Origin of the sequence: Catenulispora sp. GP43, assembly GCF_041260665.1 — a bacterium.
Classification (GTDB): Bacteria; Actinomycetota; Actinomycetes; order Streptomycetales; family Catenulisporaceae; genus Catenulispora.
In genome coordinates this window covers 131,182-151,596 of the sequence record NZ_JBGCCT010000004.1, presented here as the reverse complement: position 1 = coordinate 151,596, position 20,415 = coordinate 131,182, and the positions used below count along the sequence as shown (strand labels likewise).

13 protein-coding genes are annotated in these 20,415 nt (G+C 68.9%); 7 read left to right on the top strand and 6 right to left on the bottom strand.

Features of this window, described 5'->3' with window-relative positions:
- Positions 1-53: 53 nt before the first annotated feature.
- On the bottom strand, positions 54-884 hold the full coding sequence (locus ABH926_RS10760) for a class I SAM-dependent methyltransferase (RefSeq protein ID WP_370365287.1): 831 nt from the start codon (positions 882-884) through the stop codon (positions 54-56).
- Positions 885-907: 23 nt separating this feature from the next.
- On the bottom strand, positions 908-3,793 hold the full coding sequence (locus ABH926_RS10755; RefSeq protein ID WP_370365286.1) for a hypothetical protein: 2,886 nt from the start codon (positions 3,791-3,793) through the stop codon (positions 908-910).
- A gap of 216 nt (positions 3,794-4,009) precedes the next feature.
- On the opposite strand from ABH926_RS10755, the gene ABH926_RS10750 reads away from it, so the two are divergent.
- Complete coding sequence (locus ABH926_RS10750) at positions 4,010-6,697, top strand: putative bifunctional diguanylate cyclase/phosphodiesterase (protein ID WP_370365285.1); 2,688 nt, start codon at positions 4,010-4,012, stop codon at positions 6,695-6,697.
- Between the two features lie 47 nt (positions 6,698-6,744).
- Here the strand turns inward: ABH926_RS10750 and ABH926_RS10745 are convergent, their stop codons facing one another.
- From ABH926_RS10745 to ABH926_RS10730, 4 genes are all read right to left on the bottom strand, one after another.
- Entirely contained in the window at positions 6,745-7,617 is an 873-nt protein-coding gene (locus ABH926_RS10745) for a methionyl-tRNA formyltransferase (protein WP_370365284.1), read from the bottom strand.
- A gap of 42 nt (positions 7,618-7,659) precedes the next feature.
- The gene (locus tag ABH926_RS10740; protein WP_370365283.1) at positions 7,660-9,891 is read right to left on the bottom strand and encodes a tetratricopeptide repeat protein; all 2,232 of its coding nucleotides are present in this window, start codon (positions 9,889-9,891) and stop codon (positions 7,660-7,662) included.
- Positions 9,892-10,050: 159 nt separating this feature from the next.
- Complete coding sequence (locus tag ABH926_RS10735) at positions 10,051-10,659, bottom strand: DUF6879 family protein (protein WP_370365282.1); 609 nt, start codon at positions 10,657-10,659, stop codon at positions 10,051-10,053.
- A complete protein-coding gene (locus ABH926_RS10730) occupies positions 10,652-10,921 on the bottom strand; it encodes a hypothetical protein (protein ID WP_370365549.1) in 270 nt (89 codons plus the stop codon). Before ABH926_RS10730 ends, ABH926_RS10735 begins: the two co-directional genes overlap by 8 nt.
- A 633-nt stretch (positions 10,922-11,554) precedes the next feature.
- Here ABH926_RS10730 and ABH926_RS10725 point away from each other — a divergent pair.
- The 6 genes from ABH926_RS10725 (at position 11,555) to ABH926_RS10700 (ending at position 20,249) form a co-directional block, all read left to right on the top strand.
- Positions 11,555-12,181: a hypothetical protein gene (locus ABH926_RS10725; RefSeq protein ID WP_370365281.1), complete on the top strand. Its 627-nt coding sequence runs from the start codon at positions 11,555-11,557 to the stop codon at positions 12,179-12,181.
- Positions 12,182-12,509: 328 nt separating this feature from the next.
- Complete coding sequence (locus ABH926_RS10720; protein WP_370365280.1) at positions 12,510-13,583, top strand: ROK family protein; 1,074 nt, start codon at positions 12,510-12,512, stop codon at positions 13,581-13,583.
- A gap of 45 nt (positions 13,584-13,628) precedes the next feature.
- Positions 13,629-16,871, top strand: a complete 3,243-nt coding sequence (locus ABH926_RS10715) for a TIM-barrel domain-containing protein (RefSeq protein WP_370365279.1) — start codon at positions 13,629-13,631, stop codon at positions 16,869-16,871.
- Positions 16,872-17,043: 172 nt separating this feature from the next.
- Positions 17,044-18,303 carry a hypothetical protein gene (locus ABH926_RS10710; RefSeq protein ID WP_370365278.1) on the top strand — a complete coding sequence of 420 codons (1,260 nt, stop codon included), beginning with the start codon at positions 17,044-17,046 and terminating at the stop codon, positions 18,301-18,303.
- Positions 18,266-19,495 (top strand): hypothetical protein, encoded by a 1,230-nt coding sequence (locus tag ABH926_RS10705; protein WP_370365277.1) that lies wholly within the window; start codon positions 18,266-18,268, stop codon positions 19,493-19,495. Before ABH926_RS10710 ends, ABH926_RS10705 begins: the two co-directional genes overlap by 38 nt.
- Complete coding sequence (locus ABH926_RS10700) at positions 19,479-20,249, top strand: hypothetical protein (protein WP_370365276.1); 771 nt, start codon at positions 19,479-19,481, stop codon at positions 20,247-20,249. The genes ABH926_RS10705 and ABH926_RS10700 overlap by 17 nt, the downstream gene beginning before the upstream one ends.
- Positions 20,250-20,415 lie beyond the last annotated feature (166 nt).

The following is a 20,415-nucleotide window of genomic DNA, read 5'->3' as shown; positions in this document are numbered from 1 at the left end:
TTTACCCGGTGGTCGGAGCGAAGTCGGAGAAAGCGACATGAGTGACGGAGCCGCTAGCCGCCCGGCTTGCCGAACGCCGCGACGACGTACCCCACCCGTCCCGCGCTGATCTCGAAGAACCCGGCGAGGCCGCCCTCCAGCCCCCGGTACGCCTCGTCGCCGAACTGGGCGACGACGCGGTCACGGATCCCGCGCGCGGCCTCGATGTACTTCGGGCCCATGCCGAACACCCGGGGGCCGCACTGCGTGTACTCCTCGAGGGCGAAGCCGGCCTCGGCGAACGCCTCGATCCAGCCCTGCGTGGTGAGCAGGTTGCTCAGACCGAGGTTGGTGAAGAACTCCTCGATCTCGGCCGCGCTCCCCGCGGACTCCAGCGTGTACTCGACCAGCCCCACGCGGCCGCCGGGGCGCAGTACGCGGTGGAACTCGCGCAGCGCTCGGCCCAGGTCGGGTGCGTGGACGAGCGACTCCATCGCCAGGACCGCGTCGAAGGAGGCGTCGGGGAAGGGCAGCGCCATGAAGTCCGCGCGCCGGTAGCCCACCCGCTCCTGCATCCGGGCCTCGGCGGCGCGCTTCGTCGCGGCGTCCACCTCGGCCTGGCTGACCGTGACGCCGGTGACGTGCGCGCCGGTGGCCTCGGCCACGTCGAGGGCGGGCAGCCCCAGGCCGCAGCCGGCGTCCAGAACCCGGTCGCCGGGGTGCAGGCCGAGCGCGTCGACCACCTTGCGGGTGATGCGCCGTGATGCCTCGCGCAAGGGTGTGGTGTCCTCCCGGCCGTACCAGTACGCCAGGTGCACCTGCCCCTCGTTCATGACATCGGTGATGGAGGCCGACGCGTCGTACCGCCGGCCCAGCTCGTCGGGTCCGATTGCTGTCTTCGCCACGACCATCACGGTAACGGCGGGAATCAGTGCCCTTCTTCTCCTGGCTTGCGGGGCGTGATGGCCCGCGCGGTGTCGGCGACCTCGAGGTGCGCCGAGGTGCGCAGGGTGGCGACCACCTCGCGCCAGCCCTCGTCCCGGCTCCCGGCGTCGATCACCGCCTTCGCGAGCTGCGTGGCCACCAGGCCGCCCGCCAGATCGCCGCGATCGGCCAGCGTACGGGCAGCGGTCAGGAGCCGGGCCGGCGGCCGCGGTCCCGTCTGGTGGGTGATCCGCTCCCGCAGGCCGTGCTCGGAGACGCCGGCCAGATAGGGACGGCCCGCGAGCAGGTCCGCGTAGGCGATGAGACGCCCGTCGAGGTCCTCGGCCGTCGGATCCACGAGCGCCAGCGCCAGCGGCAGCGCGAACCGCACGTGCCCGGGCTCGGAGGCCAGCGCCGCCAGCGACCGCTCGACGAGGTCCAGCGTCCACGGCTCAGGCGTCTGATACCGGTTGCGCAGATTGGCGATGGCAGTGGTCAGCATGGCGGCGTGCCCGGCCCGCGCCGGATCGTCGGCGAGGCGGCGCAGCACCTCCGGGGCCCGGTCCACCCCGGATCCGGTCGACATCAGAGCCCAGATGAGCGAGGCGGCCAGCTCGGCCTCGTCGGGATCCGGCCCGAAGAGGGTGTCGACGAGTTCGTCGATGCCGCCCCGGTACCACGGCGCCCAGACCCGGAACGCCTTCAGGCCCCGGAACCGGACGCCGCCGTCGTCCGACGCCCGCAGCAGGTCCCGGACCAGGGCCGCGTAGGCGGCGCGCGCTTGCGGCGGGTACTGCTGCGGATGGGGCTGGAAGAGCGTGCGGATCATCAGCTCGCTCATTCCCGGGCGGACCGAGGCGGCGACCGCCTCCAGCGCGCGCGGTTCCTCGGTGGCGCCGCGCAGCACGACCGCGATCGCCACCCGCACGTCGCGGTGGGTGTCGGGCCGATGCCAGGCCCGCAGCAGGACGTCCAGGTGGCCCGGGATCCGGGTGCGGCGGAGCTGGTGGACCGCCTGCTTGCGCAGGGTGACCTTGCTGTCCGGGGCGAAGAGGGCTGATTCGAGCGCCGGCCCGAGGACGGAGGGGCGGACTCGCGCGCAGCACGCCGCGAGGGCCGCGACGGCTTCGGGGGAGCGCGGGCCGTTCGCGTCGGCGAGGAGGCGCGCCAGGGCGGCTTCGGTGGTCTCGGTGGCCTCGGTGGCCTCGGTGGCCTCGGTGGTCTCGGCGGTTCCGTCGGCTTCGGCGGCTTCGGCGGCCTCAGTGTTTTCGGCGGCCTCGGCGACGGGTGCCGGCAGCTCCGCACAGTTCTCGGCCCGCCGGCCCAGAGCCCGTCGCAGCTCCCTGACAACCACCGCGTCATCCAGCCACGGCCGCAGCACCTCGACCAGCTCCCGCTCCTGCCCCGGCAACAGCGCCAGGTCCAGCCGCCAGTCGTCCGGCGGCGTCGGCGGACGGTAGCCACGGCCGCGGCGGCGCCGAGGCGCGGGCGGCGGATTCACCACCTCGGCGGCCGGCACGGCCAGCCCCGCCGCGCCGAACCGGGCCACCAGCCGCCGGTACACGTCCAAAGCCCACGCCCGCAAGCCCGGCGACGTCTGATGCCGCAGGGTCCGGCCGGCCAGGATCCTGAGGGACCGCCGCGTGGACTCCGAGCCGTCCCGTGCCTGGATCGCGACCGTCGTCAGCCGCTCCAGCACCGGGACCCAGTCGTCTCCGAACACCGCGACCGGCAGCCTGACCAGCGACTCCAGGAAGCTGCCGCGCACCGGATCCGGCTCGTTCAGTACGCGCGGGACCAGCGCCTCGACCTGCCGCAGCACCTCGGCCGCCTCGCCGGTCCGCGCCACACAGCGCAACAGCAGCGACCGGGCCGCCACCCGGACCGTCGAGGTGCCCGACTCGACCGCCTCGGTCAGCACCGTGACCGCCTCGGCCGTGGGCAGATACGACGCCAGCATCAGCTCGACCGCCTCGGCCTGGGAGCGTCCCCGGACCGCGTGCCACTGCGGGCGGTACCACTCCAGCATCCGCCGGGCCTCGGCCGCGGCGCGGGCCGGCGGCAGCACGTCGAGCAGCGGCTCGGCCCACATCGGCTGGCGCTCCGGAGCGGCCGCGGCGAACGCGTCGACCAGGGCTTCGCGCCGTGCCGTCGGCAGGTGGCCCAGCACCGCCCACAGCGAGTAGACGTCGCCGTCCACGTAGTCGATGATCGCGGCGTCATCGAGGGCTGACACAGCCCGGTAGTGCAGCCGGCTGGTTCGCGGCCGCTGGTCGGAGGTCACCACGGGCCAGGCGCCCATCGGGTCGGCCTTCACCAGCGCGGTCATCGCGCGCGCCGGGAGGTGGAGGCCGTAGCGCGTGTCCTGCGTCTGCAGAAACGCGATCGTCCGCGCCGGCAGCGACTCCGCGAGCATGGCGAGGACGTTCTCCCACCGCCGCCAGAACCCGTAGCCGAGGGCGAGCGCCGGATCGCCGCTCTCGATGTGGTCCAGCACGGCCTCCGGGTGCCGGCGGGCCAGCGCGGTCCACGAACCCACCGCGTGCGCGAGCCCCGGCAGCCGATCCGCCGCCACCCGCGCCGAGCACGCCGGCAGCAGAGCCGCGGCCTCGCCGTCGCCCCACTGCTGCCGCACCGCCGGCAGCAGCCGGTCGGCCAGCGCGGTCCGGTGCGCGTGGAACAGGGTCCGGTAGAAGGCCCGCCGCAGGTCAAGCGAGGCGTCCGTCAGGACCGCCGCCGCGGCGTCGTCGGCCACCGGGAGGGTCCTGACCGCCCGCAACGCGGCGCGCCTGAGCGCGAGGTCATCTCCCCGCAGTGCTTCCTCGATGACCGGGAAGTCCCGGTCGATCATGGCCTGGTGCAACGCCTCCCGGCGTTCTGCCTGGATCATGCGCCGACGGTGCCGTCGACCTTCCGCGTGTTCATGGTCGCGATGCTCGCAGCAGCGTCGGCGGTGGCGCAACGGAATTGCCGCGGAGCCGGGCGCGCATCGTTTGGCCCAACGCAGGCTGCTGGTGTGGCGGTACCAGGCGCAAAATTGGATCTGTGGGATTCGACGCCGGGACAGGTTCCCCCACTCAGCGGCGCTCCGACGGCCGTTGAGCCGGTGCGGCGCGCCCGCGCGGCCACCCGCGGCCTGATCGCCGGCTTCCTACTGATCTCGGCGGGGGCGTTCGCCGCCTATGAGCTGCTGCCTTCCGGGCAGCTGCTGTGGTGGACGGTGCTGGCGCTGACCTCTGTGGCGGCTGTGGCGGTCGGGATCGTCCGGTACCGGCCCCGGCCGGCGCTGCCCTGGCTGCTGGTGGGCGCCGCGCTGCTGGTCGAGGCCATCGGCGACGTGGTGTACCAGGCGCTGGGCGGTTCGGTGGGCGGGGCTGGCCCGTTCCCCACCGTGGCCGATGCGATCTACGTGACCGTCTACCCGATCGCGACCGTCGCCCTGCTGGGATTCGTGCTGCGGGACACGTCGGAGTACCGCCGCGGGACGCTGCTCGACATCCTGATCGTGGCCATCGGTCTGGGGGCGCTGTCCTGGAGCGTCTTCGTCATTCCGTCCGGGCGCCTGGGAAACCAGCCCGGGCTGGACAAGACGGTCCTCATCACTTACCTGCTCGGCGACGCGCTGCTCCTGGCCCTGGCGCTGCAACTCCCGCTCGCCGGGCGGGGGCGAGCGGCGCCGGTTCCGCTGTTGCTGGTCGGCGCGCTCGGGATGCTGTACGGCGACGAATACTTCGCGGTGGCCGAACTGCATCCGTCCTGGTCGGTGCCCGGCGAGATCATCGGCTACGCGGCGTTCTACATCGCGTGGGGCCTGGCCGCGCTGCTGCCGTCGATGGCGCAGTTGGTGCGGCCGCTGAGCGGCCGGCCCTGGGCCCTGGTCGCGCCGCGCACCTGGGTCGCCGTGTTGTGCTCCGCGGCGCTGGTCAGCCCGGTGCTCCTGCTCATCACCGCATACCGCGCCGCGCCGACGGACACCCTCGTGCTCGCCGGCTGCTGTGTCGTGCTGTTCCTGCTCGTCTTCGCCCGGCTCCTCCAGGCGTTGCGCGCGTGGCAGGCGACCACGCTGCAAGGCGAGACGCAGGCCTACCTGCACACGCTGATCGCGGACGCGCAGGACGCCGTCATCGTGGTCTCCCCGAAGGGCCGGGTGGGCTTCTCCAGTCCGTCCGCGAAGCAGTTGTTCGGCGACAGGCTGGGTGAGGGCTCGGTCGCCGACCTGTTCTCCGAGCCGGACCAGGCGCTGGTCGCCCGCTGCTTCGACCAGCTCGGCGACCCGCAGGCGGCCCCGGACTGGCCCAGCGCCGTCCGCGTCCAGACCGGGGACGGCCGGATCGTGCGCGCCGAGGCCCGGTGGAGCGACCTGCGGGCGGATCCGACCGTGCGCGGGATCGTGCTGACGCTGCGTGACGTGACCGAGGAGCGCCGGCTGGAGGAGGAACTGCGCCGGCAGGCGCTGACCGACCCGCTGACCGGACTGATGAACCGGCAGGGACTGCGGCTCCTGATGCACGAGGACCTCGACGCCGGAACCGGCCGCATGGGCGCCGCGGGCCTGCTCATGGTCGACCTCGACGACTTCAAGGAGATCAACGACACCCTCGGGCACCCGATCGGTGACGAGGTGCTGGTGGCGGTCGCCGGGAGGCTGACGGAGAACGTCCGCGAGGAGGACGCCGTGGCCAGGTTCGGCGGCGACGAGTTCGCCGTCCTGATGGCGCACGGCCCCGAGCGCGCCGGGCTGGAGGCCGTCGCGCAGCGCGTCCTCGACGCCTTCGACGAACCGGTGGAGTCCAACGCCGGACCGCTGCGGGTGACCGCGAGCGTCGGACTGGCGGTCCTCGGCGAGACGGCCGGTTCCGGCGGCGGGGGACACGGGCCGGAGGAGGACGGGGATCCCGACGCCCTGATGCGCGCCGCCGACCTGGCCCTGTACGCGGCGAAGGCCGAGGGCAAGGCCCGCTGGCGCCGCTACCACGCCGAACTGCTCGACCAGGCCGTCCGCCGCGCCGAACTGCGCTCGGCCCTGGACGACGCGCTCGCACACGGCTCGCTGGACGTCTTCTACCAGCCCATCGTCCATCTGAACACCCGCCGCATCGCCGGCTTCGAAGCCCTCGCCCGCTGGCCGCACCCGACCCTGGGCCTGCTCAGCCCCGACTCCTTCATCCCGCTCGCCGAGGAGACCGGCCAGATCCGCGAGCTGGGCAACCAGATGCTGCGGCTGGCGGTGAAACAGGCCGTGGCCTGGAACGTCCCGCGCACCGGCGAGGGTTGCTTCATCGGGATCAACGTCTCGGTCCACCAACTGCGCGGCGAGGGCTTCGTCGAGGCGGTCCGCGACGTCCTCGCCGAGACCGGCATCGACCCCCGCCACGTGGTCCTCGAGGTGACCGAGACAGCCCTGCTCGACCATGAGGACGTCGGCGTCCGCGAGCGCCTGCGGGACCTGCGCGCACTGGGCGTCGCCATAGCCCTGGACGACTTCGGCACCGGCTACGCCTCGCTGATCTCGCTGCACGACATGCCGATCGACATCATCAAGATCGACAAATCCTTCACCAGCCGCCTCACCACCTCCGACCGCATGCGCCGCCTGGTCCGCGGCCTGCTGACGATCAGCGACACCCTGGAAATCCGCACCATCGCCGAGGGCATCGAGGGCTGGGACCAGCACCGGCGGCTGCTGGAGCTCGGCGTCCGGGCCGGGCAGGGGTATCTGTACTCGCGTCCGGTGACGGCCGGTGACGCTTCGGCGTTGTGGGCGGAGCAGCGGCCGCTTCCGCTGACGGATTGAGTTACGCGCCGAATGCCGCGTGCGGCCCATCATGCAAGGTCGGCCCATCATGCAAGGTCGGCGGCCGGCATGGCCGCCGTGGGCTCAGCCTCCTCGATCCACAACGGTCCATCTGGTAGCTCTACCCGGGTACCCGCACCAGGCGTGAGGCGGGTCCGGAGAACGCGGACTTGCTCTCCGTCAACCGTCGCGAAAGGTCCCGGGATGCCCGTGCCGAAGTGGAAGGCGCGGACCAGGTTGTGCACGTCATGCGTTGGCCATGACCAGTTGATCGTGGAGTCTTCAGCCCCGAACATGCCTGCGTAGGTCGCCTTGCTCTCGTCTTGAGGAACGCCGTCGTAGCCATCTGCGGCCAGTGTCACCGCCTCCGCGACTAGATCACGGATAGCAGGGGCGACATCGTGCCAGAGCTCATCGAATCGCACATACTCGGGCAGCGGGATGCCGCCGCGCTGGACGATGATGCTCCCGCTGTCGATCCGTTCGTTCATCCAGTGTGCTGTGACGCCGATTGACTGGTCCCCATTGCGGATCGCCCACTGGATCGGCGCGGGACCGCGATACCTCGGAAGCGAGGAAGTATGCACGTTGATGACGCCCAACCGTGGCGCCTGGAGAGCCTGTGCCGTGAGCCGCCAGGTCAGGCCGCACACCACGACCAGGTCGATGCCGAATCCACGGACCGAGGTCGACAGACCGTCGATGTCGCCCGGCAGAACCAGCGTGGTCTCTGGTGCGACGACGGTCAGGACATCGGACACCTTCTCTCCCATGGTGGGATAGCTTTGTCGTCCTGGCCGGGCGGACCTGCCGATCGCGTAGAGAACCACCTCGTGGCCGGCTTGGAAACAGCCCGCGTGCAGTGCCGTGAAGATATCCGATCGAAACGATACGAGCGCAATCCTAAGGGCCCTGGCCATAAGGCATCTCCTGAGCGGAATTGTGAACCTTTAGCGCTGTGATCAGGGCGTCAACGACGAGAGCAAGGTCCGCACCCTCGCCAGGAGGCGCTTGGCTGCAGGATCTTCGAACTCGGTGAGGAACCCTTGCGCATCGTTGGCGCTGATCAGCGCTTCCTGCTCTTTGTGGCTTGCTGCCAGAGCTGTGGCGAGATTCGCCGAGGCCAGAGCCAGCTGCCACTGGTTGCCAACCGTCCTGAAGGCATTGGCTGCTTGACGATGGAACTCGGCAGCCTGTTGAGGTTGCCCTTGCTCGAGGAACGACACGCCAGTGGCATCCCACGAGCACGCTTCCCGGTTCCGATCACCGATCCGGCGGTGCAAGACCCCTGATCGGTGGTAGGACTCGACGGCCTCGTCGTGCTTGCCGAGGGCCGCCTGGACCTGGCCGAGCTCGATCAACCACCAGGCCTCCCACACCCGGTTGTCGAAATCCATGGCGATGGCGAGCGCACTCTGGACTGAGGCAAGTGCCTGTGCCAATCGGCCCGAGCTTCGGTGGATCTGGCTCGCACAGCGCAGGGCGTCTCCTTCGGATGCACGATCGCCGAACTCGCGAAAGAGGGCGACGGCCTCCTCGTGGCGTGATTCGGCATGCCCTAATTCCTCCAGCTCCACATGCGCGTACGCCAGCGCGTTGGCGGCGATGGCTTGCCATTCGCGGTCCGCCGATGCGATCGCGAGTGCGTATGTCTCGGAGAAATAGGTCTTCGCCTCCGCCGGGCGATGCGCTCGGAGCATCGCCAATCCGACTCCGTTGAGCGACGAGATCTCGCCCAAGCGGTCGCTGAGTTCCCTGCGGATCGCGAGCGCCGCCCCGTGGTATTCGATGGCCTGAGGAAGGTCGTGGGACTGGGTATGCAACTTGGCGAGGCTCTCCAGGACGAGCGCTTCGCCGCCTCGGTTGCCCATGGTTCTCACCGAGGCCAACGCGTACGTACTGGTGATCCGCCAGTCATCGAAGTCGTTGTATCGCGCGTAGATGCGATACACGCATACCGGTAGCTGCCATGCGATGTCGTGGAAGCCCGCCTCGGCGGCGCTCTGCGTGGCGGCGATCAGATTGGAGCGTTCTTGCTCATACCAGTGAAGGGCATCGTGATAATCGGGAAAAGTGATGTCGTGAGAATCACTGCCAGAGCTGGCCAGGGTCACCGGAGCCGTGCCAGGGATGACGATGGCTGCCGCGGCGGCGGCTTGTCTCAGGTACCAAAGAAGCAGTCGGCGGAGCACTGACGCCAGAAATGAGGGATCTTCTTCGTCGCGGACCTGGTCAACCGCGTAGGCGCGGAGGAGGTCGTGGAAGCTGTAGCGGTCCGATGACTGTTGTTCAAGTAAGTGGGCGCCGACGAGATCGTCGAGGAGGCGCCGTGCCTTTCCCAGCGGGATGTCGGCTAATGCTGCGGCGGCCCGGCTGCTGAAATCAGCTCCCGGGTGGACACCGAGCAGCCGGAACAAGCGACTGGCCGCATCCGTGAGCGCGCGGTAGGACCAGGCGAAGACCGAGCGTACCGCGTCTGCTTCTTCATCATCCCCGGTGGCCAGGGCGTCCCAGAGTGCAGACTCATCCCGCAATTCTCCGATCAGCTCACCCAGCGGCATCTGCGGCCGGCGGGCGGCGTTCTCGGCGGCGATTCGCAGGGCCAGGGGTAGGCGTGCGCAGAGATGAACCAATTCCGCGATATCGGTGGGATCGTCTTTGGGGCGGTACTCGTTGATCAAACTCCTGATCAGGGAGATCGCTTCCATCTCGTTCAGCATGTCGAGCGACAGGCGCCGGGCGCCGTCCCTTGCGACCAGCCCGGAAAGTCGGCTTCGGCTGGTCACCAGTACCAGGCACCCTGGGCTTCCCGGCAGAAGCGGACGTACCTGGCGGACGCTTGAGGCGTTGTCGAGGACGATCAGCACTCTACGCCCGGCGACCTGGGAGCGGTAAAGGTCTGCCCGTGATTCCAGATCGGCCGGAATGGCGGCGTGGGGTACGCCCAAAGCGCTCAGGAAGCGCTCCAATACCTGATCGGGGGCCACGGGAGGTCCCGGATCGTAGCCGCGCAGGTTGACGAAGAGTTGGCCATCAGGAAACTCATCAACGATTCCGTGGGCCCAGTGGATCGCGTACGAGGTCTTCCCGACGCCCGCGGTGCCGACAACCACGCAAACCGTCGAGACCTGAGCTTGCTCTCGATCCTCGGTGAAGAACACGTCGAGTTGTCGTAACGACGTGTCGCGGTTCACGAAGCAGCGAATATCACTCGGTAGCTGTCGTGGTGCCGAGAAGTCGGCGCCACGGGGCGCCTGATGCCGGTTTTCCTCCGGCTCTTCTCGATGGGGAGGCCGGTTCATGATGTATTTTTCCCGTAGGTTGACGACCCTTGACCTGTCGAGCTCGTACGACTATCCGTTTCCGCGGTGCAGGGGGATTCCTTGCCGGTCGAGGAAGATGTCAATATCCTGGCCCACTGAGAAGAGATCTCGGATGAAGGTCCGCCAGCCGTTGACATCTGCCGGCGCTTCGGAGCGCACCGCGCCTGTGTTCATGCCTTGTTCGTTGTAGAGGACCTCGTAGACGGCATCGGTTCCCACGGTCACGATCTCGGGAAGCATGCCTTGCCGTTCCAGCGGGGCCACCTCCGTCGCACTGACCACTCTGATCTGCTCGCCGAGTTCGTTTCGCTGGCGCAGTGATTGGAGCTCCCACTGGAGATACGGAGTGATCTCTTCCTCGACTACGCGGGCGCGGTATGTCGTGAAGCCGTTCTGCGCTACTTTGGCATAGTAATCTGCCAGCGAGTTCCGTCTGTCCTCGATCAGGCGGAGGGCTTCGACTCGGTCACCACGCGCGAACGCATTCCAGCTTTCGCTGTTCTCCTCCTGGAACGACTGGATGCGTTCGAGTTTCCAGAAGTCTCCGTCGGAGATATGCCAGAATCTTGGGAAGAAATCTTTGATGTACTCTTCGGCGGTGAGCCTGACGCCGGACGGTCGCTGCGGTGGGCTATTCACCGGGAATGTCTTCCTTGGCGGAAACCACCAGCAGCCGTGGAAGCACCACGAGTCTCTCGTCCATGCCGACGCTGACGCCCGGGGGGAGCCGGCCGTCGTAGGCCTCGGTGGCGTCCCGCCCGATGATGGCGAAATCGCCGTTGTCCAGCTCCCACATATCGGGGCAACTCGGATTGTTGTCCGTGATCTCCAGTTCGGATGCCGACTTGCCGAGCCGTCGCCTGAACGAGGCGGAGTGGTCCGCCTCCCACCTTGCGTTCACGATGCCCTCCCTGGCTCGAAGTCTTCGGTAGCTGGCCTTTCGAGCATACCGAAGCTCCGGACGTAAGGGATGATCTTGGCGCAAAACGACCAAAGTTTGCAGGCCGGTCATGCAGACTGCTTCCCGTCGGGCTCGGGTGTCGGCCGAGGGTGAGCGGCGCCGGCCCTCGCGGAAGCGATCAGGATACTGATTCGTTTCGCCTGGTGCACCGTAGTTCAGGAATATGGACGTGAACGGCGCCGAGCTGTCGGGTGCGGGGCGCGTCGCGGCTCCATGCGGCGGGTCGGCCTGCCGGCGTGCCAGGCGATCGTGGCGCGGGCTCGCGCGCGAAGGATGGTAAGGCGTTGTGTTTCGAGCCTGCGCGGGGATTGCGGGCACGGTCTTTCGCCTTGCTGGTGGTCGAGCCGGCCCTCCGGAGAGATTCCCGCCGACAGGCTCTTGTTTATATATAGCATGTGACGTCTATATTGCCATTGTGTTGACGGGTGAAGTCGCGGTTTCGCGGCGTGACAATTCTGCGATTCTGTCCGGCCGTGGACATTCGACTGCGCCGGGTGCGGCCGGGTGGCCTGTTCGTGTGTCAACGGTCGCGGCGGCGAGGTTGAATCAGTATTCTGTTATAATTCTGTGATTATGGGGTCGGACGTCACCAGTGCAGTGGCAGGGCTCATCGGCGCGGCCTTCGGTGCGGGGGCGGCGATGTGGGGCAGCGTCACCACTGCGCGGACGCAGCTGCGGCTGAGTCAGGCGCAGACGCGGGCAGCGATCGTGGCTGAAGAGACCAAAGTGACCAGGGCCGTATATGCCGACTTCCTGCGCGCGGGCGTTGAGTACGAGTTGGCGTGGCGAAGGCTCCTGATCAGCCTGCGTGAAGGCGTGAGCACGTCAGAGGAGCGAGATCAGCTCTACGCTCAGGTCATAGGTCATGAGCACGACCGATGGACATCATATTCGATCTTGCTCTTGGAGGCTCCCGACCGTGTGACGTCACTGGCGAGGGAGCTCACGAACGCGTACGTCGAACTCGACACGATCGCCGAAAGGACACGCAGGCGTCTGTCGGCGCAGGGCTGGCAAGACTTCAACGAGGCGGCCGAGAGGTGCGGTGTCCTGACCGCAAGCTTCGCCGAAGGAACGAAAGCCGTCCGTGAAGACGTCAACAGTCTGAGTACTGTCCATCTGTTCCGCCGTGCTGGCATCTCCCGCCGCGCGAAGCGATCTGCTGCCGTCGACGCGACACGGTCTCGCGGCACTCACTGACCTTGTAGGCGTACTGCGAGGGCTGTTTCCCAAATACTTCGGGTTACGAGGCCGTCACAGGGCTCTGCTCATTCGTCTCGGCTGCGGATGCTGTGCATGCCATCACGTGGTTACGCGTCAGGGTTACCCAGGGGTTGGCAAAACTACAGCCTTTTGTCGAAGTCTTGACGGAAGTCCGCCGCACGCCAAGGGTGTGTGGCGTCAGTCTTCGACCCGAGAGGGCTCCATGCAGCGCAGGGTACAGCCGACCAGTGAGGCGATCCGTGCGGGAAACCGCGCGCGGGTCGTCGACATACTGCGGCGTTCCGGCAGCGCTACGAGGGCTGAGTTGATCATCGGTACCGGGCTTTCGCGGGCCACGGTGTCCAGCCTGATCGGGGAGCTCGCGGATCGCGGGCTGGTTTCGGAATACGCACAGCCCGCCGCCGACAGTCCCGGGCGGCCGCCGACGCGGCTCGCGCTCAACCGGGCCGCCGGGCTGGCCATCGCGGTCGACGTCGGGGTGCGGCACGTGGCCGTGGCGGTCGGGGACCTGTCGCGCAGTGTGCTGGCCGAGCGGTGGGTGCCCCTGCCGCAGGGGCACTCGGCCGAGCGCGGCATGCACATCGTCATGCGGAGCATCGAGACCACGCTCGCCGAGGCCGAGGCGGACCGCGACCAGATCGTCGGGGCGGCCATCAGCATCGCGGCGCCGATCGCGCCGGACAGCGGGCGACTGCTCGTCCCCGGTGTGCTGCCGGGCTGGAACGGGCCGGCGCTGGCCGAGCAGATCGGCCGGACGTGGGGGATCCCGGCCGCGGTCGAGAACGACGCCAATCTCGGCGCGCTCGGCGAGTCGGTCGCCGCGTCGCCGCAGGGGCAGGATCTCCTTTACGTCAAGGTCGCCAGCCGGGTCGGGCTCGGTATCGCGTTCGGTTCCGGTATCTACCGCGGACGCGACGGGTACGCCGGCGAGCTCGGCCATGTCACCTCCGACCCGGACGGCCCGCAGTGCTGGTGCGGCCGGCGGGGATGTCTGGAGCTGTACGCCGGCGCCGAGGGCATGCTCGCCCGGCTGGCGGCGCGCGGGATCCGGATCGATGACGTCAATGAGCTGATTCTCCGGGCCGAGGGCGGCGACGCCGACGTCCTGGCTGTGGTCGGCGACGGCACCCGGCGGCTGGCCCGATCGCTCGGCGCGCTCGCGCTGGTGCTGAACCCCTCGGTGATCGCCCTCGGCGGCGAGCTGACCGCGCTCGGTCCGCTGCTGCTCGACCCCGTCCACGCCGAGCTGGCGACCGTGCCGTTCGGAGCGCCGGTGGTGCGAGCCTCGGCGCTGGGTCCGCGTGCCTCGCTGATGGGCGCCCTGGCTCTCGTCCTGTCCGAGTCCAACCGCTTCACCGACCAGTCCTGTGTCCCGTAGTTAGTCCCTCCTTCCCTCCCTCCCGTTCGCTGAAGGAGCTTTCTGATGCCCATCCGTCCCCCACGACGAGCACGGTGGCGTTTCGCGACCGCGGCCGTCACCGCAGGCTTCGTCCTGGCCGGCACCGTGACCGCGGTGTCGGCGTCAGCCGCGTCGGCCGCGACGGCGCAAAGCGCGGCCAAGCGCGCCGTCGTCTCCGGCGACGCAAGGTTCGAAGTCCTCTCACCGACCCTCATCCGCACCGAATACGCCGGGAACGGCGTCTTCGAGAACGACCCGACCTTCAACGCCATCGGCCGCGACGGCTTCACCCCCACGCACTTCACGAAGTCGACCGCCAACGGCTGGCTCACCATCGACACCGGCCAGGAGCAGCTGCGCTACAAGGTCGGCTCCGGCCCCTTCACGGCCGGGAACCTGATCATCACCGAGCGGGCCGGCAAGCAGAGCGTCACCTCTCAGCCCTGGGCTCCGCCCCCGATGCCGACGTGTCAGTTCGGCGTTCTGTGTGAGGCCGAGGGCCTGAACCTCAACGGCGTTTCGGTTGCCAGCGATCACAGCGGCTTCACCGGGACCGGCTTCGCCGCGGGCTTCCAAGCCACCGGGAACTCGTTGTCGTTCCAAGTCACCGCGGCGACGGCGGGCACTTATGAGCTCGCCACCCGCTACGCCAACAGCACCGGCGGCGACGGCCAGAACGTCACCCGCACCCTGAGCGTGACCGTCGGCAGCGGCGCCGCGGCGCGGCTGAGCCTGCCGACCACGGCCAACTGGGACACCTGGGCCGTCGCCACCGCGCCGGTGACGCTGAACGCCGGGGCCAACACCGTCACCATCGCGCGCACGGCCTCCGACTCGGGCAACGTGAACCTCGACAGCCTGGCCGTCGTGACGCCGGGCGCGAGCTACCCGGGCCCGGGCGCGCCGCAGGCCCAGCCCTGCGCCTTCGGCACGATCTGCCAGGCCGAGTCCGGTGCGCTCACCGGCGGTGCCTCCCTGCAGAACAACCACAACGACTACGCCGGAGCGGGCTTCGTCGGCGGTCTCAGCTCGACCACCGCTGCCGACGCCATCGCCGTGACCGGTGTGCCGCAGGCCGGCGCCTACCAACTGCAGCTGCGCTACGCGAACTGGCAGACCGACCTCGGCCAGACCGGGGCTGCCAACCCGCGCACCATCTCGGTCGCCGTCGGCACCGGCGCCCCGGCCACGACCACGCTCGCGCCGACCAGCAGCTGGGACAGCTGGCGCACCGTCTCGATCCCCGTCACCCTGGCGGCCGGCGACAACACGGTGACCCTCGGCTGCCCCACCGCGGACGCCTGCCACGTCAACCTCGACACCGTCGCGGTCGTCAAGAACGGCACCCCGCTGCTGGCCCCGCACGCCGCGCTCGGCGGCTACCGGCGCGGCCTGGACGGCCAGAACGGCGAGGTCCTGAGCACGCCCGGCCTGCTCTACCAGGACGGGTGGACGCTGCTGGACGACACCGCCTCCGCGATCTTCAACAGCTCGGCGCACCAGGTGTCGCAGCGTCCGTCCACCGGCGGCAAGCCCTACCAGGACGGCTACGTGTTCGGCTACGGCCAGGACTACCAGCAGGGACTCAAGGACCTGGCCACGCTGACCGGCCCGTCCGAGCTCCTGCCGCGCTGGGCCTACGGCGTCTGGTACTCCGAGTACTACGACCACACCGCGGCCGACTACGAGAACACCATCCTGCCGACCTTCCGGTCGCAGAACACGCCGCTGGACGTCCTGGTCACGGACACCGACTTCAAGGCCGTGAGCACCTGGGACGGCTGGGAGATGGACTCCTCCAAGTTCCCCGACCCCAGCGCGTACTTCGCGTGGGCGCACTCGCAGGGCCTGCACACCACGCTCAACGTGCACCCGAGCGTCCAGCAGGCCGACCCGCAGTACCCGGCGGCGCTGGCGGCGGCCGGCGGCTCGCTGCCGTCGTGCGGCTCGGGGCAGTACTGCTTCGACTGGGGCAACCCGGCGCAGCTGTCGGCGTACTTCGGCCTGCACCAGCAGATCCAGAACCAGGGCGACGACTTCTGGTGGCTGGACTGGTGCTGTGACAGCTCCACCTCCTCGCTGGCCGGCGTCACGCCGGACTCGTGGATCAACCAGAACTACGCGTGGGACACCGACTCCACCGTCGGCCGCGGCTTCGCGTTCTCGCGGGCCTACTCCTCGCTCAACGCCGGCGGCTACAGCGGCTCGGTCGGGCTGGCCACCGGGCCGTGGGCCGACAAGCGCACCACGGTGCACTTCACCGGCGACACCACCTCCAGCTGGGCCACGCTCGCCATGGAGGTCGGCTACACCCCCGGCGAGTCGGCCTCGACCGGCCTGTCGGCGGTGAGCCACGACATCGGCGGCTTCAACAACGCCGGCGACCAGACCACCGGCGCCGAGCCCGGCAGCACCAAGCTGCCGGACGACCTGTACGCGCGCTGGGTGCAGCTCGGCGCCTTCCAGCCCGTGGACCGGCTGCACGGCAACCACAGCGACCGGCTGCCGTGGCAGTACGGTACGGCCGCGAAGGACTCCGCGGAGAAGTTCCTGAACCTGCGCGAGGACCTGGTGCCGTACACCTACACGCTGGCCCATCAGGCCGCTGCGACCGGCGTCCCGGTGACCCGGCCGACCTACCTGCAGTACCCGGACCAGCAGGACGCCTACGCGTTCGACGACAGCGAGTACTTCTACGGCCCGGACGTCCTGGTGGCGCCGGTGACCACGGCGGGCGACTCGGCGACCACCCAGGTGTGGTTCCCGGCCGGCAGCTCCTGGACGGACTACTTCACCGGACAGACCTACCAGGGCGGCACGGTCCAGAACATCACGGCCGGGCTGGACACCATGCCGGTGTTCATCAAGTCCGGCGGCATCATGGCGACCCGCACCGGCACCGTCGCCAACGACGACCAGAACCCGCTCACCAACGCCACGGCGACCGTCGCCGAAGGCACACCGGGATCCTTCACCCTCTACGAGGACAACGGAACGACCACGAACACCGCCCAGAGCGCGACGACCGAGATCCGCTACGCCGACCACAAGGTGACCATCGCCCCGGCGAAGGGGACCTTCACCGGCCAGGTGCGCCAGCGGGCATGGACCATCGCGTTCCAGAACGCCCAGGCACCGACGTCGGTGTCGATCAACGGCACCAGGGTCAGGGCGGACAAGTGGACGTGGGACAGCGCGTCCCACACCCTCACCGTCAAGGCGCCGGCCCAGTCGGTGGGCCAGCAGCTGGTGGTCAGCTACAAGTAGCCATCACATGGGCACGCGTCGGCCCCGCCCGGATGACCTTCCGGGCGGGGCCGCGCGGGTCTGGACGGTCAAACAGACCACTGATTTACTGGCGAAACGGCGCGTTCGCGGGCCGGACGACGCTGCCGAGGTCTGTGACGGTCTTCAGGGGGTGCGCGAGGTGCCTGCGCCGGTGATCCGTGGCCACCGGGCCGATGCCGATCTCGCCGCGGCCTTCGAGGCCTACCTCACGACCGACGAAGGGCACCGTCGCGATCCCGCCCAGGCCCTGCTGAGGCTCCCAGGGGCCCGGGACTACGCACTGGACCGGCTGAGGAAGCTGGGCCCGCACAGCGCCGACGCCCGCCGCGGCATCTGGCGGCTCGCCGCGTTCGACGCCATCGCGAAGCTGGCCGAGGACGGCCAGTCCTGGGTCGACACCACCGTCGCCTGGCTCGACCTGGGCGGTGCGACCTGGCAGGAGTCGGCCAACGTCTGTGCCGAGGTCGGGTTCCAGGCCTACCTGACGGACAAGCCCGACACCATCTCGCTGGCGGCGATCAAGGGCAGCGACCCGAGGTCCGTTGTCGGCCGCGCACTCCTGCACCTGCACCTCGCCGCCCTGCGTCTGGCCTACCGCTGGGAGGACATGGAGCAGTGCCTGGTCTCGCTCGGCCCGGACATCGGCGAGCTGGACCCCTACTCGCGCGCCTACCACGTGTTCGCGCTGCTGGCCGAGAACCACCCGGACGCGCTGGCCGAGATGAACGCGCTGCTCGAGGTCGCCGAGGACGACTACCGCGTCACCCTGAGTCTGGTCGAGGGACTGCGCCTGAGCCGCGGTGTGCCGGACCAGGGCGAGCAGATGCTCCGCCTGCTCGACCGCCCGGTGATGGCCGAGTCCGCCAGCCCCGATCCGCTGTACCGCAAGGCGTTCGCGCTGCGGAAGCTCGGCCGCTACGACGAGGCGCTGCGGGCCGTCGACGAATGCCTGCAGCGCATATCCCCGCTCCAGGTGCGCGACCGCGTGCGGATCGTCCAGGAACGCGACCTGATCCTGGCCGAACAGGCCATCCGGGAGCAGGCCGAGGCCGCCCGCCTCGCGGCCGACGAGCAGGTCCGGGCCGCGACCGCGGATCTGGAGCGCCTCGTGGCCGACCAGGTCGCCGAGGTGCGGCGGACCATGAACGACAGCCTGGTCCGGGTCGTGGAGATCCTCGGCGTGTTCACCGCGATCATCGCCGTGCTGGGCGGAAGCGCGGCGAGCATCGTGGCGAAGGGCTTGTCGTGGTGGCAGCGCGGCGTGCTCGTGGTGATCGCCGGAGCCGTCGCCATCGGCTTCTTCGCCCTGCTCCGCATCATGGTGCAGCCCCGGGCCATGAAGCCGGAGGCCCTCGTGAGAGCATCGAGGCTCGATGCGCATATCAGAGCTGACGGAAGCCCGCATCGATGATGCCGGCAACATCTTGGTCGCACCCGCGACGGTGCACGACAGTGACGTGATCAGGGGCTTCTTCGGGACCGTCATCACGCCGGAGGACCTTGCCGCCGGCGCGTCCGACCCCGCCGGGAAGACCGTTTACCTCTGCGGCGACGTATCGGAGATCAGCGGCCACTTGCTGGATACGGCTGCCCGGGTGTTCGTCGTCCGGGAGCTGGCACAGGGCTACCCGGAGGACGCCGGCAGTCCCTGGACCCTCATCGACATCGGCCGGGTTCCCATGCGCGTGCACGGCGTCGGCGTGTACTACCGCCGCTTCTTCGAGCCCGGTGCCGATCACTTCGGACGCATCAGCGCCGAGCATGAATTCCAGTCCCTGACGGAGTCCACCAAGCCCGGAACGGCCCATCGCAGCGGGATCTACCTGACGCCGGTCACCCGAGACGGCGACGAACTCCACTTCCGCCTGCTCCGGTGCTCCACGAACTTCTCGGGGCCGACCGAAGGCTTCCAGCCGACCGACCGGGACGTCGTGGATGCCTTGAACCGTGAGGCGACCACCGTCTTCGACAACCCGGCGCCGCTGAACCATGTCCTGGCCCAGATCTACCACAACACCCTCGCCACGGCTGAGCGCAAGCAGTCCAAGGCCAAGATCTCGTCCCATGCCGACAAGACCAAGGACATGCCCGGCAACGGCATCATGGCCTTCTGCACCTTCTATGACGGACTCGACACGTTGCGGCCGCTGGCCGGAGACGCCTTCGACTACGGCGTGAAGAACGCCAGCGCGTTGACCAGACTCCACTTCCGCCTCAAGAAGCCGGCCGAAGAACGTGATGAGGCTGCGTTCCCCGCGCAGTTCGCTCTGACTCTCTATCCCGGCTCCGTGTTCTTCATGCCGTTGTCCACCAACCGCCTGTACACGCACGAGATCCGGCCGTCGATGTTGGACGCAGATCTGCTCCCGACCCGCCTGGGCTACGTGGTGCGCTGTTCGAGTGCCGAAGCCGTTCACAAGGACGGCCAGACCTTCCTCAAAGCAGCCGGGGAACTGGTGCAGCTGGAACCGCCCACGCCCGAGGGAATGGACGAGCTGCGCAGGCTGTACGCCGAGGAGAACAGGACCTCGGCTTTCATCGACTACGGCGACGAGATCTTCTTCAGCATGAACATGGGGGATTACGATGCTCCCCGAATCTAGGATCTCCGACGGGATCCGCTCGTTTGCCTTGTCTGCCAAGGCCGATGTCGTCGAGGAGCTGTCCGCCTCGGTCAGTTGGGAAGACGTCGGAAAGGGCCGGCGAGGCGCCGTGCTGGTCAAGGTCGGCGAGGCGGGTGATGTGCCGCTCGTGCGCACCACCACCGGCTACGGCAACCCGGCGCAGCGTTTCCGACCGGTGCACGACCAGCTGGCGCAGCGTATTCAAGAACGCGCGGCGCTTTCGGTCGGCTTCAACAATGCCCTGATCGAGGGTTACACGAACGCTTACACCACCATGGGCGCCCATTCCGACCAGGCCCTCGACCTGGCCGACGAGTCGTCCATCGCCGTCTTCTCCTGTTACCGGCATCCTGAGGCGGGTCCGCCGAGAAAGCTGATCTTCGAATCGAAGGAATCCGGCGGCGAGAAGTTCGAGGTCGCCTTGGTCCACAACGGAGTCGTCGTGTTCTCGGTCGATTTGAACCGGCGCCTCAGGCACAGGATCGTCTTGGAGGGGCCCGCCGAGAACGCGGACAACCAATGGTTGGGCGTGACCTTTCGAACGTCGAAGACCCTCGTCCGGTTCCGGGACGAGGAGGTGCGCCTTCCGCAAGGCGCGCGCCTCACGGCGGCCGACGACGACCAGCGGCGCGAGTTCTACCGACTACGGCGTCGCGAGAACACCGAAGTGGACTTCACCTACCCCCTGCTGGCGTACACCGTCAGCGAGAGTGATCTGATGCCGCCCGTCTGACCGTGGCCGCGCCGTATCGGGGTTTCCCCTCAATACCGGACTCGAAGCTTGACCGGACATTGAATCCGCCCTGCCGGGCCGATACCTTCGGCCGAGCCGTCGCGCACGTCGCCGGTTCCGGGCCCCGGCGCACAGCCGGCCCGCCACTACCCCAGATGAGGCACCT

Bases quoted from the DNA above. Each gene is read 5' to 3' on its own strand.
- ABH926_RS10705 (WP_370365277.1), top strand. From the start codon at position 18,266: ATGCGCATATCAGAGCTGACGGAAGCCCGCATCGATGATGCCGGCAAC.
- ABH926_RS10745 (WP_370365284.1), bottom strand. From the start codon at position 7,617: ATGGCCAGGGCCCTTAGGATTGCGCTCGTATCGTTTCGATCGGATATC.
- ABH926_RS10715 (WP_370365279.1), top strand. From the start codon at position 13,629: ATGCCCATCCGTCCCCCACGACGAGCACGGTGGCGTTTCGCGACCGCG.
- ABH926_RS10725 (WP_370365281.1), top strand. From the start codon at position 11,555: ATGGGGTCGGACGTCACCAGTGCAGTGGCAGGGCTCATCGGCGCGGCC.
- ABH926_RS10755 (WP_370365286.1), bottom strand. From the start codon at position 3,793: ATGATCCAGGCAGAACGCCGGGAGGCGTTGCACCAGGCCATGATCGAC.
- ABH926_RS10700 (WP_370365276.1), top strand. From the start codon at position 19,479: ATGCTCCCCGAATCTAGGATCTCCGACGGGATCCGCTCGTTTGCCTTG.